Annotated in this window: 14 protein-coding genes; 12 read left to right on the top strand and 2 right to left on the bottom strand. The window is 39.4% G+C overall.

Going from position 1 to position 17,346, the window contains the following annotated elements:
- Positions 1-24: 24 nt before the first annotated feature.
- Both bglX and DHW03_RS12185 read left to right on the top strand, forming a co-directional pair.
- The gene (gene bglX / locus DHW03_RS12180; RefSeq protein WP_109926130.1) at positions 25-2,322 is read left to right on the top strand and encodes a beta-glucosidase BglX; all 2,298 of its coding nucleotides are present in this window, start codon (positions 25-27) and stop codon (positions 2,320-2,322) included.
- A gap of 67 nt (positions 2,323-2,389) precedes the next feature.
- Positions 2,390-3,169: a carboxylesterase family protein gene (locus DHW03_RS12185; RefSeq protein WP_109926131.1), complete on the top strand. Its 780-nt coding sequence runs from the start codon at positions 2,390-2,392 to the stop codon at positions 3,167-3,169.
- 1,545 nt (positions 3,170-4,714) lie between these two features.
- On the opposite strand, the gene DHW03_RS12190 is transcribed toward DHW03_RS12185, so the two are convergent.
- Positions 4,715-5,443, bottom strand: coding sequence for a YebC/PmpR family DNA-binding transcriptional regulator (locus DHW03_RS12190; RefSeq protein ID WP_109926132.1), 729 nt, complete (start codon positions 5,441-5,443; stop codon positions 4,715-4,717).
- Between the two features lie 77 nt (positions 5,444-5,520).
- Entirely contained in the window at positions 5,521-6,468 is a 948-nt protein-coding gene (locus DHW03_RS12195) for an NAD-dependent epimerase/dehydratase family protein (protein WP_109926133.1), read from the bottom strand.
- A gap of 508 nt (positions 6,469-6,976) precedes the next feature.
- Here DHW03_RS12195 and DHW03_RS12200 point away from each other — a divergent pair.
- The 10 genes from DHW03_RS12200 (at position 6,977) to DHW03_RS12245 (ending at position 17,346) form a co-directional block, all read left to right on the top strand.
- Positions 6,977-7,561 carry a gluconate 2-dehydrogenase subunit 3 family protein gene (locus tag DHW03_RS12200; protein ID WP_109926134.1) on the top strand — a complete coding sequence of 195 codons (585 nt, stop codon included), beginning with the start codon at positions 6,977-6,979 and terminating at the stop codon, positions 7,559-7,561.
- Positions 7,562-7,585: 24 nt separating this feature from the next.
- Entirely contained in the window at positions 7,586-9,286 is a 1,701-nt protein-coding gene (locus tag DHW03_RS12205; protein ID WP_109926135.1) for a GMC oxidoreductase, read from the top strand.
- A gap of 78 nt (positions 9,287-9,364) precedes the next feature.
- Positions 9,365-10,522 carry a Gfo/Idh/MocA family protein gene (locus DHW03_RS12210; RefSeq protein ID WP_109926136.1) on the top strand — a complete coding sequence of 386 codons (1,158 nt, stop codon included), beginning with the start codon at positions 9,365-9,367 and terminating at the stop codon, positions 10,520-10,522.
- Positions 10,523-10,531: 9 nt separating this feature from the next.
- Positions 10,532-11,584: a sugar phosphate isomerase/epimerase family protein gene (locus DHW03_RS12215; RefSeq protein WP_109926137.1), complete on the top strand. Its 1,053-nt coding sequence runs from the start codon at positions 10,532-10,534 to the stop codon at positions 11,582-11,584.
- 94 nt (positions 11,585-11,678) lie between these two features.
- Positions 11,679-12,059, top strand: coding sequence for a c-type cytochrome (locus DHW03_RS12220; protein WP_109926138.1), 381 nt, complete (start codon positions 11,679-11,681; stop codon positions 12,057-12,059).
- 31 nt (positions 12,060-12,090) lie between these two features.
- On the top strand, positions 12,091-13,548 hold the full coding sequence (locus DHW03_RS12225; protein WP_109926139.1) for a Gfo/Idh/MocA family protein: 1,458 nt from the start codon (positions 12,091-12,093) through the stop codon (positions 13,546-13,548).
- Between the two features lie 15 nt (positions 13,549-13,563).
- Positions 13,564-14,244 carry a 3-keto-disaccharide hydrolase gene (locus tag DHW03_RS12230; RefSeq protein WP_109926140.1) on the top strand — a complete coding sequence of 227 codons (681 nt, stop codon included), beginning with the start codon at positions 13,564-13,566 and terminating at the stop codon, positions 14,242-14,244.
- 88 nt (positions 14,245-14,332) lie between these two features.
- Positions 14,333-15,571 (top strand): nucleoside permease, encoded by a 1,239-nt coding sequence (locus DHW03_RS12235; protein WP_109926141.1) that lies wholly within the window; start codon positions 14,333-14,335, stop codon positions 15,569-15,571.
- A gap of 1 nt (position 15,572) precedes the next feature.
- Complete coding sequence (locus tag DHW03_RS12240) at positions 15,573-16,463, top strand: hydroxypyruvate isomerase family protein (protein ID WP_109926142.1); 891 nt, start codon at positions 15,573-15,575, stop codon at positions 16,461-16,463.
- A 10-nt stretch (positions 16,464-16,473) separates the two neighbouring features.
- Positions 16,474-17,346: a sugar phosphate isomerase/epimerase family protein gene (locus DHW03_RS12245; RefSeq protein WP_109926143.1), complete on the top strand. Its 873-nt coding sequence runs from the start codon at positions 16,474-16,476 to the stop codon at positions 17,344-17,346.

Raw genomic sequence — 17,346 nt, forward strand, 5'->3', positions numbered from 1 at the left:
ATTTTAAGCATAAACACACACAGAATGAATAAAGCGAATATCTTCGTTGTTTTTTTAACAATTTTAGTGCTGAACGCATCAGCGCAAACCAAAAAACCGGTTTCTGCCGAAGAAGCTAAAATGAATAGCTTCATTAATAACTTATTGGCAAAAATGACCATTGATGAAAAAATCGGTCAGCTTAATTTACCAAGCTCGGGCGACATTACCACAGGCCAAGCAAACAGCAGTGATATTGCCAAGAAAATTAAAGATGGGCATGTAGGCGGACTATTCAACATTAAAGGCGTAGAGAAAATAAAAGCGGTTCAAAAAGTTGCGGTAGAGAATAGTCGCATGAAAATTCCATTGTTATTTGGAATGGACGTAATACATGGTTACAACACCGTTTTTCCAATTCCATTGGGCATGAGTTGTACTTGGGATATGGACGCTGTTCAAAAATCGGCAAGAGTTGCCGCCATCGAAGCCAGTGCAAGCGGAATCAACTGGACTTTCTCTCCTATGGTAGATATTGCACGCGATCCACGTTGGGGAAGAATTTCTGAAGGCAATGGCGAAGATGCCTATTTAGGATCGCAAATAGCGAAAGCTATGGTTAGGGGCTATCAAGGTAAGTTACAGGCCAACAACGAGATATTAGCCTGTGTTAAACACTACGCACTATACGGTGCTGCAGAAGGTGGTAGAGATTACAATACTACCGATATGAGTAAGGTTAGAATGTATAACGAATACCTCCCACCATACAAAGCCGCAGTTGAGGCAGGTGCAGCAAGTATCATGGCTTCTTTTAACGAGGTTGATGGTATTCCTGCAACAGGAAGCAAGTGGTTAATGACTGAAGTACTTCGCAACCAATGGGGTTTTAAAGGTTTTGTAGTAACCGATTATACCGGTATCCCTGAAATGATTGCGCATGGAATGGGCGATTTGCAGACAGTATCGGCCCTAGCGTTAAACGCAGGCGTAGATATGGATATGGTTGGTGAAGGCTTTTTAGGCACATTGAAAAAATCTTTATCCGAGAAAAAAGTGAGTATCCAACAAATTGATAATGCTTGTAGGTTAATTCTTCAAGCCAAATATAAATTAGGCTTATTTACTGATCCATATAAATTCTGTGATGCTCAAAGAGCAGAAAAAGAAGTATTTAGCCCAGAAAATCGTCTAATTGCAAGAGAGATTTCGGCAGAAAGTTTTGTTTTATTAAAAAATGATAATAACATTTTACCACTCAAAAAAACATCAACTATTGGTTTAATTGGCCCATTGGCAGATAATACTGCAAATATGTATGGTACTTGGAGTGTTGCCGCTTTGTTTGACCGCTCAGTTACGGTGCTACAAGGCTTAAAAAATGCTTTAGGCGCAGACGCTAAAATCTTAACCGCTCGAGGTTCAAATTTCTTAGCAGATTCTGTATTAGAGCACAGATATGTAAACATCCACAACCCAACCTACCTTCGCGATTCGAGAACTGAGGCTGAAATGATTAAAGAAGCTTTAAAAGTTGCCGAAAAATCGGATGTGGTGGTAGCCACCATCGGCGAGAGTTCTGAATTTACAGGAGAAAGCAGTAGCGTTACCGATATTCAAATTCCAGAAACGCAAAAGAACTTATTAAAGGCACTTGCAAAAACTGGCAAACCAATCGTTTTGGTTTTATTTACAGGCAGACCATTGGCGTTGAAGTGGGAAAATGAAAATATCCCAGCAATCTTAAATGTGTGGTTTCCAGGTAGCGAAGCAGGTAATTCTATCGCCGATGTATTGTTCGGTAATGTAAACCCATCAGGAAAACTAAGTACAACTTTCCCTCAAAATGTTGGTCAGGTGCCACTTTATTACGCACACAAGAATACTGGCAGACCCTTAGCAGAAGGCAAATGGTTTGAAAAATTCCGTTCGAACTATTTAGACGTTAGCAACGATCCATTATTCCCATTTGGTTATGGTTTGAGCTACACTACCTTCTCTTATAGCGATATTAAACTCAGTTCAAACACTTTAACCAAAGGCAAATCCATCACTGCTAGCGTTACCTTAACAAACACCGGAAAATATGATGGTAAAGAAGTTGTACAACTTTACACCAGAGATTTAGTGGGTAGCATTACTCGTCCCGTTAAAGAGCTTAAAGGTTTCCAAAAAGTGAGTTTAAAAGCGGGAGAAAGCAAACAAATAAGTTTCACGATATCAGAAAACGATTTAAAATTCTACAATTCTGATTTAAAATTTGTTGCAGAGCCTGGCGATTTTAAATTGTTTATCGGTACAAACTCGCGTGATGTGAAAGAAGCATCATTTACATTGAAATAAAATATTATTAGGTTCCTTATTCACCCCAGACTGTTGCAAAATAGCTGGGGTTTTTTAATTTTGTTACATGAAAAATATATTTCTAACCATCTGTCTTCTGGTATTGGGTTTTGCTTCAAAGGCTCAAGATTTTAATAAATACGAAAAAGGAAGTTTTATTAAGGGTAAAGATTCAATCTATTATCGAATTCTATTCCCTGAAAATTTTAATCCTGCTGAAAAATATCCAGTTGTTTTCTTTTTACATGGAAGCGGCGAACGTGGAAACGATAATGAAAAACAATTGACACACGGAGGGGCTTTATTTTTAAAAGAAGATGTTCGTAAAAACTTTCCAGCCATTATCGTTTTCCCTCAATGCCCAGCTAATGATTTTTGGGCGAACATAAATAACAGTAAATATGAGAGTGGTAAGAGAAAGATTTCTTTTGTTGAGGGGGGCGAACCTACAAAAGCCATGCACGCACTGGTTGGCATGGTTAAAGATTTCTTAAAAAAACCTTTTGTAAATAAAGAACAGCTATATGTTGGTGGTTTATCAATGGGTGGCATGGGCACATTTGAGCTCCTGCGTCGCAAACGCAACACTTTTGCCGCAGCAATTTCCATTTGCGGTGGAGATAACACCAATAACATCAAGAAGTATCAAAAAGTACCGCTATGGATTTTCCACGGAGCAAAAGATGATATTGTTGATCCTGCCTTTTCTATGGCGATTGCAGAACGTTTAAAAACAGTAGGCGATGAGGTGAAATTCACCCTCTATCCAAATGCCAACCACAACAGTTGGGATAGTACCTTTGCCGAACCAGAGTTATTGCCTTGGTTGTTTAGCCACAAAAAATAAAGACGCATTTCTCCTAAAAAATAAAGGCGCATTTCTCCTAAAAAATAATTGATTTGGAAAGCAGGCTTCGGTATTTCATCGGTACCCAAAGCCCTGCCATCCGCTTTACTCACCCGATGAAAAATCGGGTTTCGTGCCGCTCCTGTACAGGTTTAGTTTACGCAGATTCAACTAAATATCCTCCCCCGACCTAAACAAAAAAAATTGGGTTTGCGCACCGCTGTACCAGTTTTTTTACCACATATTAATGATTAATTCTTATCATTAGCCCCGACGTAAATGGAAAGTTGGGGGCACTATCGTTTCCGGTACGCATAGGTTTGGCGGTCCAAGTCATTCCAATATGAGAAATCGCTCATACTGCTGTAAACCGTCGATGGTCGAAACTTGTAATTTCGTGCGCATAAGCTGTGGATTTCTAATCCACGCCAATTAGGGATTGCAAATCCCGGCTAACAAATTCTTCATCCTGAAGTTGGTCGAGATTTGTAATCTTGTCCGCATGGGCTGTGGATTTCTAATCCACCCCAATTAGGGATTGCAAATCCCAACTAGCAAATTCTCCATCCTGAAGTTGGTCGAGATTTGTAATCTCGTCCGCATGGGCTGTGGATTTCTAATCCACCCCAATTAGGGATTGCAAATCCCAACTAACAAAATTCTCCATCCTGAAGTTGGTCGAGATTTGTAATCTCGTCCGCATGGGCTGTGGATTTCTAATCCACGCCAATTAGGAATTGAAAATCCCAACTAGCAAAATTCTCCATCCTGAAGTTGGTCGAGATTTGTAATCTCGTCCGCATGAGCCGTGGATTTCTAATCCACGCCAATTAGGAATTGAAAATCCCAACTAGCAAAATTCTCCATCCCGAAGTTGGTCGAGATTTGTAATCTCGTCCGCATGGGCTGTGGATTTCTAATCCACGCCAATTAGGGATTGCAAATCCCAACTAGCAAATTCTCCATCCTGAAGTTGGTCGAGATTTGTAATCTCGTCCATATGAACTGTGGATATCTAATCCACACAATTAGGGATTGAAAATCCCTAGTACAGAATGACGGGATTGCAAATCCCGACTAACAAAAAAATCAAGTTCTGCGTCGCAGTGGGTTTGTTTTACTTAGGTTTACCTATGTAAATTACCTGAAGTTGGTCGAGATTTGTAATCTCGTCCGCATGAGCTGTGGATTTTTAATCCACACAATTAGGGATTGAAAATCCCTAGTACAGAATGAAGGGATTGCAAATCCCGACTAACAAAAATCCCGACTAACCAAAAAATCAAGTTCTGCGCCGCATTGGGTTTGTTTTACTTAGGTTTACCTATGTAAATTAGCCCCGACATAAATGGAAAGCCCGCAAAACGATTTTTCATCGTTGCGGACTTGAATTGTTGGCGGGACTATCGTTTCCGATACGCACAGGTTTTGCGCTCCAAAAATTAGGTTTAACATCCACAAATTTCTGGTTATTCAAGAATGAATTATAAAAAAAAGGGCTTGAAGAGAAATCCCCAAGCCCATTTTAACTATTTAAAGCAATTTCTATTCAGCCATATTGTGATAAACCGCCTGAACGTCATCGTCCTCTTCCAATTTATCGATTAATTTCAAAACATCTAGTGCTTGCTCTTCGGTAACTTCGTGATGAGAAAGGGCAATACGCTCTAATTTTGAGCTTTTAAGTTCGATACCTTTTTCTTCTAAAGCTTTTTGCAGCGATCCGAAGTTTTCGAAAGCGCCTTGAGCTACCGCTACATCATTTCCTTCTTCATCGGCTTCTACATATAATTCTTCTAGGCCAGCGTCAATTAATTCGAATTCTAATTCTTCCAAATCTAAACCTTCAGCAGGCACAAATCTAAAAACCGATTTCCGATTGAATACAAAATCTAACGAGCCCGTTTTACCTAAAGATCCATCCGTTTTATTAAAATAACTTCTGATGTTGGCAACTGTACGGTTGGTATTATCTGTTGCGGTTTCGATTAGAACTGCAACACCGTGTGGCGCATAACCTTCATAAACAATTTCTTCGTAATTGGCCATTGATTTATCAGAAGCGCGTTTTATAGCTGCTTCTACCCTATCTTTTGGCATGTTTACTGCCTTAGCATTTTGCATTGCGGTACGCAGGCGCGAATTGGTTTCTGGATGAGGCCCAGATTCTTTAACCGCCATTACGATATCTTTACCTATACGCGTAAACTGAACCGCCATTTTGGCCCAACGCTTAAATTTTCTTTCTTTTCTAAATTCGAATGCTCTTCCCATTTTTTAGTATTGAGTGTTTGGCATAAAGGATAAAGATTGGTTATGAACCCTATATCTTTGACTCTAAAACCTATACCCTATTTTTTTAAATTATTTAACATATCAATTGTGAGTTTCGATAAATCGAACTCAGGTTTCCAATTCCAATCTTTGGCCGCGTAACCATCATCGATAGAACGAGGCCAGCTATTTGCAATTTGTTGGCGTGGATCACTTTCAGCTGTGTAAGATAACGTAAAATTTGGAATATGTTTTCTGATTTCTGCGGCTAAAACCTCTGGTGTAAAACTTACCCCACCAAAATTATAACTGCTTCTAACCGAAATTTGATCGGCAGGCGCATCCATTAATTCAATGGTGCCCCTAATCGCATCATCCATATACATCATCGGCAACTCTGTGTCGGCATTTAAAAAACTTTGGTAGCTACCCTTTTTTAATGCATCATGAAAAATATGAATTGCATAATCGGTAGTACCACCACCAGGCGCCGCTTTCCAGCTAATTAAACCTGGGTAACGAATGCTTCTAACATCTAAACCATATTTCTGGTTATAATATTCGCACCATCGCTCTCCTGCCAGTTTACTAATCCCATAAACGGTGTTTGGATCCATAATGCAATATTGCGAGGTATTGTCTTTCGGAGAATTTGGTCCGAATACCGCAATAGAACTTGGCCAATACACTTTTGCCGTTTTATACTCTAAAGCAAGATCCAGAACGTTGAGCAAACCGTTCATGTTTAAATCCCAAGCCAATTTGGGATTTTGCTCTCCAGTTGCTGATAATAAGGCGGCCAAAAGATAAACCTGTGTGGGCTTATATTTTTGGAAAATGCCTTTAATCATCTCTTTGTCTAAAACGTTAACAAATTCGAATGGAGCTGAGTTCTTAATGTCATAATCTGGCCGGCGAATATCGCAAGCAACTACATGATCATCACCATATATTTTACGTAACATAGTTACCAACTCGGTTCCGATTTGCCCGTTAGAGCCCAAAACAACAATTTTTTCCTGCATAGTTTTATAGAGATGGAGCAAAGGTAAAAAAATGAGATAAAAAGCAATAAAATATCTACAGGAAGGAAATTATTTTTATGGTTAACAGTTGATATTGGATGTAGAATAGGAATAAACATTGAAAGCCCATTGAAATGTTATTTGCTTTAAAATGTAGTTCAGAGCCCGAAAATATTTGCAATAGTATTGTCCTCTACTGGTTTTGACTTAGCAGGAATCATTGAACAATAACTTCACTAATAAATAACGAAACTAAAATGAACTTCCTTAAATATTTCTGGATGCACAAAATGATTATAGTCGCCAAAATTCAATGCCCTAAAATTTACTAAAACGTTTCAGTTATAAGTAAATATTGATTTAATCTGATTATTTAGAATGATTCTACCTCGTAACAATCGCATTGCAGACCGAAAATTTAACCTTTAATCGCTAAAAATTGTGGCTTATTTTCTCTAATATTACCTATTAAAACCAAACGATAACCAGTATATAAATCATAAAAACGATGCACAGAAGAGAAGCACTTAAAAACGTCGCTTTCTTGCTTGGAGGAGCAATCTCCGCAAGTACGATGGGCGTTCTATTTGAAAGTTTTACGCTCCCCGAAAATGAAAAAAACTTCGTGTCCTACTCTTTACAGGATGAGAAGATTTTTGCCGAATTTGCTGACATTATTGTTCCAACAACCAAATCATCTGCTGGTGCCAAAGCGGCTGGTTTAGGCAAGTTTATCCCAATGATGATGCAAGATTGTTACCCTGCAAAAATGCAAGAGTCTTTTAGCCAGGGCTTCAAAGATCTACAGGCAAAATCTCAAAAGGATTTCGGCAAAAAATATCTTGAATTAAGCCCTGCCGAACGTACCAAATTGATGATCGATTTGAGGGCCATCTCTTTAGCTCAAAAAGATTCAAAATCAGAAGACAATAAAGATTTAGTTTACTTCTTCACCACCGCTAGAGATTTGACTTTGCTGGGTTATTACTCATCAGAAATTGGTTGCACCAAAGCGCGTGAGTATGTGCTGATTCCTGGCCGCTACGATGGCAATGCTAAATTAAAACCCGGACAAAAATCTTGGGCAACCTAATTTAAACTACAACGACAAAACATCATGAATTTAAATATAAATTTAAAAGAAGAGAATACCTACGATGCTATCGTAATCGGATCGGGAATTAGTGGTGGCTGGGCCGCAAAAGAACTTACCGAAAAAGGTTTACGTGTGCTTATGCTTGAAAGGGGCATGAACATCGAGCACATAACCGGCTACGAAACTGCAATGAAAAACCCTTGGGATTTTAAGCATGCAGGGAGACTAACCGAAGAACAAAAACGTACCCACCCAGTACAAAAAAGAGATTATCCCTATCAAGAAGCCAATGAAAAATGGTGGGTGAACGATTTAGAATGCCCATATACCGAAGATAAGCGTTTCGATTGGTATCGTGGTTTTCACGTGGGGGGAAAATCGCTGATGTGGGGTCGCCAAAGTTATCGTTTTAGCGATCATAATTTCGAGGATAATGCTAAAGATGGACACGGAAACGACTGGCCTATTCGTTACAAAGATCTTTCTTCTTGGTACGATTATGTAGAGCGTTTTGCAGGTATAAGTGGATCTAAAGAAAACTGGGATTTATGCCCTGATGGACAATTTCTTCCTCCAATGGACTTAAACGTGGTGGAGAAATCCGTAAAAGCCCGTCTGGAAGAACGCTACAAAAGAGAGCGCATCATGATGATTGGTCGGGTGGCAAATTTAACTGTTCCTCATAAAGGTAGAGGCAATTGCCAATATAGAAATTTGTGTAGTCGTGGATGTCCGTTTGGGGCCTATTTCAGCACACAATCTTCTACCCTACCAGCAGCAATGGCTACAAATAGATTAACGGTTAGGCCATACTCTATCGTAAACCACATCATTTACGATAAGGACACCCAAAAAGCAAAAGGTGTGATGGTTATTGATGCCGAAACGCACAAAGAGATGGAATTTTATGCAAAAATCGTTTTTGTTAACGGTTCTACTTTGGGTTCTACTTTCGTATTGTTAAACTCCACTTCAGAGGCACATCCAAATGGCTTAGGTAATGGAAGCGGTCAGTTAGGGCACAACTTAATGGATCACCACTTCCGTTGTGGTGCATCTGGAGAAGCTGAAGGCTTTGATGATAAATACACCTACGGCCGCCGAGCTAACGGTGTTTATGTTCCCCGTTACCAAAATGTTAATAACGACAAAAGAGACTACTTGCGTGGCTTTGGCTATCAAGGTGGTGCAAGCAGAAGCAATTGGCAAAATGATGTTGCAGAATTATCGTTTGGTGCCGGCTTAAAAGAAAAAATGACTAAACCAGGCAAATGGACAATGGGTTTAGGCGGTTTCGGTGAAATGCTTCCTTATTACGAAAACAGGGTTTACATCGACAAAACCAAAAAAGACAAATGGGGACAACCCGTTTTGGCCATTGATTGCGAATACAAAGAAAATGAGAAAAAAATGCGTGTTGACATGATGAATGATGCAGCTGAAATGCTAGAAGCAGCAGGCATGAAAAATGTTAAAACGTACGATAATGGTTGCTATCCAGGCATGGCCATCCACGAGCAAGGTACCGCAAGAATGGGTAACGACCCAAAAACTTCGGTTCTAAACAAATGGAACCAAATGCATGAGGTTAAAAACGTTTTCGTTACCGATGGATCTTGTATGCCATCAATCGCTTGCCAAAACCCATCACTCACATTTATGGCGCTTACAGCCCGTGCATGCGATTACGCGGTTAAAGAATTAAAGAAAAACAACATTTAAAAAAGGTAAAGTACAAAGGTTTAATGTGTAAGGTATCGTGCCAAACACCTTAAACCTTTTGCCATAACCTGATATTTTATGAAAAGAAAATTGAGAATGGGCATGATAGGTGGCGGTAAAGACGCCTTTATCGGTGCCGTACATCGATTGGCCGCCAACATGGATGGCTTAATCGAACTTGCCGCAGGTGCGCTGAGTGTTAACCCTGAGGTTGGCTACGAATCTGGAAAACTTTTATTTCTGCCAGACCATAGAATCTATAAAAGCTACGAAGAAATGCTCACTAAAGAAAGTGAGTTACCCGCCAATGAGCGTATTGATTTTGTAACCATCGTTACCCCAAACTTTGCCCACTTTGCCCCGGCAATGATGGCGCTGGATAAAGGCTTCAACGTGGTGATTGAAAAACCAATGACTTTGACTCTTGATGAAGCAAAACAGCTCAAAGCCAAAGTAGAAGAAACGGGATTAACCCTTTGCTTAACACATACCTATTCGGGCTATCCGATGGTAAAGCAAGCCAAACAAATGGTAAGCGAAGGTTTGTTGGGATCAATCCGAAAAATTATGGTCGAGTATCCTCAAGGCTGGTTGAGTACTTTATCAGAACGTGAAGGAAATGCACAAGCGGCTTGGCGCACCGATCCATCTAAAACCGGTAAAAGCGGAAGCATGGGCGATATTGGCACACATGCGGCTCACCTTGCAGAATACATCTCTGGTTTAAAAATTTCAAAAATATGTGCAGACTTAAACATCGTTGTAGATGGTAGAGCCATAGATGATGATGGAAATGTGTTGTTGAAATTTGATAATGGATCAAATGGTGTGTTGGTAGCGTCACAAATTGCTGCTGGCGAAGAAAATGCCTTAAAGATTAAAATCTATGGCGAAAAAGGGGGCTTAGAATGGCACCAAATGGAGCCAAATACTTTAATTGCGAAATGGTTAAACGCCCCAGCCCAAATTTACAGAACAGGCAATGGCTACATGGCCAGCTTCGCCCAACACAATACCAGAACTCCAGGTGGACATCCAGAAGGCTATTTAGAAGCTTTTGCGAACATTTACAGAAATTTTGCACTAACTATTGATGCCAAACTAAATAACGAAAAGCCAACGGCTGAAATGCTCGATTTTCCAAATGCTGAGGATGGAATTAGAGGAATGGCATTTATAGAAAATGTGGTGAACTCCAGTCAGTCAGATCAAAAATGGACAGATTATAAAATTTAAGCACTTACCATGACAACTATAAAAGGACCTGCGGTTTTTCTAGCTCAGTTTATTGGTGATGAGGCGCCATTCAATTCATTAGATCACATCTGTCAATGGGCATCAGATTTGGGCTTTAAAGGAATCCAAATGCCCACTTTAGATACCCGTTTTATTGATTTACAGAAAGCCGCAGAAAGCAAAGCCTATGCAGATGAATTGAAAGGTAAAATTGCATCTTACGGATTAGAAATAACAGAACTTTCTACACATCTTCAAGGGCAATTGGTTGCCGTTCATCCGGCCTATGATGACTTATTCGATGCCTTTGCACCCAAAGAATTTCATGGAAACCCTAAAGCCAGAACCGAATGGGCTGTTCAGCAAATGAAATATGCAGCAAAGGCATCTGAAAATTTAGGTTTGAATGCCCATGCAACTTTCAGTGGTTCATTGCTATGGCAATATTTCCACCCATGGCCACAACGCCCACAAGGATTGGTAGAAGAAGGTTTTGCAGAACTTGCCAAACGATGGATGCCCATATTAAATGCTTTTGATGCAAGTGGAGTGGATGTTTGTTATGAAATCCATCCAGGAGAAGATTTGTTTGACGGAGAAACCTACGAAATGTTTTTAGCAGCCGTTAACAATCACCCACGAGCATGCTTATTGTACGATCCCTCACACTTTGTGTTGCAACAATTAGATTACATTCAATACATCGATTTTTACCACGAAAGGATAAAAGCATTCCACGTTAAGGATGCAGAATTTAACCCTACAGGCAAACAAGGCACATTTGGAGGCTACCAAAGTTGGGCAAATCGGGCAGGTAGGTACCGCTCTCCAGGAGATGGGCAGGTTGATTTTAAAACCATTTTTAGTAAATTGGCTCAATATGACTTTAAAGGTTGGGCAGTTATGGAGTGGGAATGCTGTATTAAAAACCAACAAGATGGTGCAAGAGAAGGCTCAGAATTTATTAAAAATCATATCATAAAAGTAACAGATAAAGCTTTTGATGATTTTGCAGCATCAGGTAGCGATGGTAATTTTAACAGAAAAATATTAGGTTTATAATTAAATATCACACACACAACAATGAAAACCTGCTAAACGGAGTTATTTATATAAAACGATTTAGCAGACTGAATTCTTAAAAACTATAAAACAAATGAAAAAAACATCTCTAATCTTAGGTGCCGTTGTAATCTTTATGGCCTCCTTTTCTAAAGCAGATTTATCAAAGGAGAAGACTGTTGCTGCAACAGCAACACTAAAAAACCACGCTTTTCAAGTAAGTGCCGGCGAAAAATTAATTAATAAGTCTGATTGCATGGGCTGCCATAACAAAACCAATAAAATTGTTGGTCCGGCCTATGTTGATGTTGCAAAGAAATATCCAGCAACAGAAAAAAACATCAATGCTTTAGCCGATAAAATTATTAAGGGCGGAACAGGCGTTTGGGGATCATTGCCCATGACAGCTCATCCAACCGTTAAAAAAGAAGATGCTAAACTAATGGTAAAATATATTTTATCATTAAAAAAATAAGAACATAAAATTTCGAACCTTAACTACTGAAATGAAAACAGACCAAGAAAATAAAAATGCGAGTAACCGCCGCGATTTTATTAAAACCAGCGCCATTGCAGCCGCTGCATTTATGATTGTTCCACGCCATGTATTGGGTGGGAAAGGCTTTTTAGCGCCAAGCGATCGCCTCTTGGTTGCCGGTATTGGTGCTGGGGGAAAAGGAGAAAGTGATATCGCCATGTTTGCAAAAAGCGGAAAAGCAGATATTGCATTCTTATGTGATGTTGACGACCGCCGCGCGGCCAATAGTGTAAAATCTTTTCCTAAGGCAAAATATTATAAAGATTGGCGCGAAATGCTGGATAAAGAACATAAAAACTTTGATGCCGTTTCTGTTTCTACACCAGATCATAACCATGCCATTCAAGCATTGGCAGCCATGCAGTTAGGCAAACACGTTTATGTTCAAAAGCCTTTAACCCACGATATTTACGAAGCACGTATTTTAACGGCGGCAGCGAAGAAATATAAAGTGGTTACCCAAATGGGGAATCAAGGTGCATCCAACGATGGGCCAAGACAAATGAAAGAATGGTACGAAGCGGGCTTAATTGGCGATGTACACACCGTTTACGCTTGGACCAACCGCCCAGTATGGCCTCAAGGTATTCCTTGGCCAAGTAAGAAAGCAGAGATCCCTAAAGAATTAGATTGGAATTTGTGGTTAGGCACTGCACCAGAGAAAGATTTTGTTGATAAATTGGTTCCGTTTAACTGGCGTGGCTGGTGGGATTACGGAACAGGTGCACTTGGAGACATGGGCTGCCACCTAATTGAGGCACCTTTTAGCGTACTAAACTTAAAATATGCCAAAGAAGTGGAAGCAAGTGTGGGCTCTGTTTATGTTGACGAGTTTAAGCGCGGGTATTTCCCAGAAAGCTGTCCTCCATCAAGTCACGTAACGTTAAAATTCCCTAAAACCAATAAAACCCAAGGCGATGTTACCCTACATTGGATGGATGGCGGAATCCAACCGGAGCGTCCGGAAGAATTAGAAGCCAACGAAACTTTTGGTGATGGTGGAAACGGCACCTTGTTTATTGGTACCAAAGGCAAAATGATGTCTGAAACCTACAGTGCTAACCCTAAATTATTACCTTTAAGTAGAAATAAAGATATTAAGGTAGCTCCAAAATATGCCCGCGTACCAGATGGTGCTAATGGTCATTACAAACAATGGGTAGAGGCTGCAATTGCTGGTTATGGCAAACAAGAAGTGAGCTCGCCTTTTGAAATCGCTGGACCATTAACAGAAGCATTATTGATGGCAAACCTAGCCATAAGAAGTTTTGATATTCAAAAAACCGTTGGAGGCAAAACAACTTATCCTGGCAGATATACCAAAATGCTTTGGGATAACGACAACATGAAAGTAACCAACTTTGACGAAGCCAATCAATTCGTTAAACGCGAATACCGTAAAGGGTGGAATAACTTAACTTTATAATTATCAAAAACACAGATGAAAAAAATATTGATTTCTGCTTGTATCTTACTTGCAGTAACACAAATAACAAAAGCTCAAAAAGGTTTCAAACCACTATTTGATGGTAAAACAACAACGGGCTGGCATACTTATAATAAAACAGGTGTAGGTAGCGCATGGCAAGTTCAGGATGGTGCGTTACACCTAGATTTGACCACAAAAGGTGCAGATGGTGGTGGCGATTTAGTTACCGACAAAGAATATGGTAACTTCCATTTAAAGTACGATTGGAAGGTAGCGCCAAAAGCAAATAGCGGATTAATTTTTTATGTTCACGAAGATCAAAAATATCACGCCACGTACTCTACAGGCTTAGAAATGCAGGTTATTGATAATGATGGTCATCCAGATGGAAAATTCCCGAAACACCGTGCGGGCGATTTGTATGACTTGGTAAAAAGTTCTTCTGAACCCGTAAAACCAGTGGGCGAATGGAATAAAGCAGAAATTATCAGCAAAAATGGAAAATTAACATTAATTTTAAATGGCGTAACGGTTGTACAAACTACGCTTTGGGATGAAAATTGGAAAGGAATAGTTGCTGCAAGTAAATTTGCAACCTGGAAAGATTGGGGAATATTTAAGACTGGCAAAATCGCGTTGCAAGATCATGGCGATGAAGTTTGGTACAAAAATATCTCCATTAAAGAACTTTAAAAAATAAGGCTAAAGACTGAGGGTGTAAGGTTGCGGAAAATCCATAATCATACACCCTTAATCTTTAATAACTAACCAAATAAACTAAATGAATACCACTACTCGCTTTAAGCTCTCTACCATGATGTTTCTAGAATTTTTTATCTGGGGCGCATGGTTTGTAACACTGGGCGCTTTCTTAAACAACAACTTAAAGGCAACCAATTCTGAGATTGGTTCTGTATTTTCAACGCAATCTTGGGGTGCAATTATCGCCCCCTTTATTATAGGACTTATCGCAGATCGATACTTCAATGCAGAACGGATTTTAGGCATTTTACACATCATTGGTGCTGTTTTAATGTACCAAATGTACACCGCGCCTGATGTAAGTGTTTTCTATCCTTACGTTTTAGGATATATGATTTTATTCATGCCAACGCTTGCACTAGTTAACTCAGTTTCTTTTAATCAGATGAAAGATGCTGAAAAAGAATTTGCAAACATCAGAGTATTTGGTACAATTGGATGGATTGTAGCTGGTTTATTAATTAGCTTCGCTTTCCATTGGGATTCTCCTGAAGGCATTCAAGCTGGATTATTAAAAAGCACATTTTTGATGGCCGGAATAGCTTCGTTAGTTCTTGGCTTATTTAGTTTCGCGCTTCCAGCAACACCTCCAAAAGTGGCTAAAGATGAAAAAATAAAAGTAGGCGATATCTTAGGTTTAGATGCTTTAAAATTATTGAAGGATAAAAACTTCGCTGTCTTCTTTATTTCTTCCATTCTGATTTGTATTCCTCTAGCATTCTATTATCAAAATGCTGGCCTCTTCTTGGCAGACATAAAGGTTTCTAACCCAACTGGTAAAATGGCCATTGGACAGGTTTCTGAGGCTTTATTTTTACTTGCTATACCCGTTTTCTTTTCAAAATATGGTTTTAAGAAAACGATAATTGTGGGTATGTTAGCTTGGGCTGTTCGATATGTGCTTTTTGCATACGGTAATGCAGGTAACTTAAGCTTTATGCTCATTATAGGTATTGCGCTTCATGGTGTTTGTTATGATTTCTTTTTTGTTTCCGGACAAATTTATACAAACTCAAAGGCAGGAGAAAAATTCAAAAGTGCTGCGCAAGGCATTATTACACTTGCTACCTATGGAGTAGGTATGCTAATCGGATTTAAAGTAGCGGGTTTAATTACCGATATGTATAAAACGGGAGACGTAACGGATTGGAAAATGGTTTGGATTATTCCAGCAGGAATTGCAGCATTAGTTTTCGTGCTTTTTGCGGTCCTGTTTAATGATAAAACCAAATCTGAAATAGAAGTTAAAGCCATCTAAAATGTCGAACGTAAATAGAAGAAATGCCTTGAAAAACATCATCGCCGGAACTGCAGCAATTGGTGTTTCATCGGGTTTTTCTGTCTTAGCCATGGATAAAGTAGAACCCAATTCAACATTTGGGAAATTAAAAGGCAATATCAACCATTCAGTTTGCCGATGGTGTTTTAGCGGCTTGGATGTAGAAACCCTTTGTGTTGAAGCAAAAAAAATCGGCTTAAAGGGAATTGACCTCGTTGGCCCGAAAGATTGGGCGATACTAAAAAAGCATGGTTTAGAATCTACCATGTGTAACGGAGCAGAAATTAATTTGGTTGATGGCTTTAACGATAAACAATTCCACGAAACCTTAATCAAAAATTATTCGGCAATGATTCCATTGGTGGCTGAGGCGGGATATAAAAATTTAATCTGCTTCAGCGGAAACCGAAGAGGCAAAGATGATGAAACAGGTTGGGCAAATTGTGTTGAAGGGTTAAAACAACTTATTCCATTGGCAAAAAAACACAAAGTTACTTTGGTGATGGAACTTTTAAATAGCAAAGTCAATCATCAAGATTATCAGTGTGATCGAACATCATGGGGTGTAGAACTTTGTAAGCGTTTGGGTTCAGAAAACTTCAAACTCCTATACGACATTTACCACATGCAGATAGATGAAGGAAATGTAATCAGTACGATTAAAGAAAACCATCAATACATTGCACATTACCACACGGCTGGTGTTCCTGGCAGAAACGAAATTGATGATAGCCAAGAATTGTATTATCCAGCCATTATGAAAGCCATACACGACACAGGCTTTAAAGGTTTCGTTGCACAAGAATTTATACCCAAAAACGAAGATAAAATAGCCTCGTTAAAAAAGGCAATTTCCATTTGTGATATTTAATATTCGCCTTATGTTATCAAGAAGAAGTTTTATAATCAGTAGCAGTATGGCCGCCGCAGCCGCACTCTTAGTTCCATCTTTTGCTTGCGTTGCCAGCAAAAAAGCGGTTGGTTTGCAGCTGTATTCGCTTAGAGATGAGCTCCCAAAAGGCGTAAAAGAAACCATCGAAAAAATCGGTAAAGCGGGTTTCTCGGAGGTAGAAACTTATGGCTTCTCTATCAAAGACCAGTTCTGGGGATTTTCGCCAAGCGACTTTAAAAAACTATTGGATGCAAATGGTTTAAAGGCGCCAAGCGGGCATTATGGCATGGGTACCTATTTATCTGATGGCAACACGGATGAATTGAAAGCGGCCATCGAAGCAGCAAAAGTTTTGGAGAGCGGATATGTAACTGTACCATGGCTTGATCCAACGATTAGAACCAATGCAGAAGATTATAAGAAACTTGCAGTGAAACTAAACGTTGCAGGTAAAATGTGTAAAGATGCCGGCTTAAGGTTGGCTTATCATAACCATAATTTCGAATTTGACAAACAAGGAGATACCACTGGCTACGAAATACTTTTAAAAGAAACGGATAATAACCTAGTCGATTTTGAGTTGGATTTATATTGGGTTGTTCGTTCAGGAAATGATCCATTGAAACTATTTAAAGAAAATCCAGGACGTTTTACCATGTGGCATGTTAAGGATATGGATAAATCTAATCCCGATTTAAATACAGAAGTTGGAACAGGCGCCATTAACTTTAAATCTATTTTTGCAGAAGCCCAGCTATCAGGCATGAAACATTTCTTTGTTGAGCATGAAACAAATTACAAACCTAATCCAATGGCTTCGGTTACAGCAAGTTGCGCCTACGTTAAAAAAGAATTGATTTAA

This window comes from Pedobacter yonginensis, from assembly GCF_003173595.1.
Lineage (GTDB): Bacteria > Bacteroidota > Bacteroidia > Sphingobacteriales > Sphingobacteriaceae > Pedobacter > Pedobacter yonginense.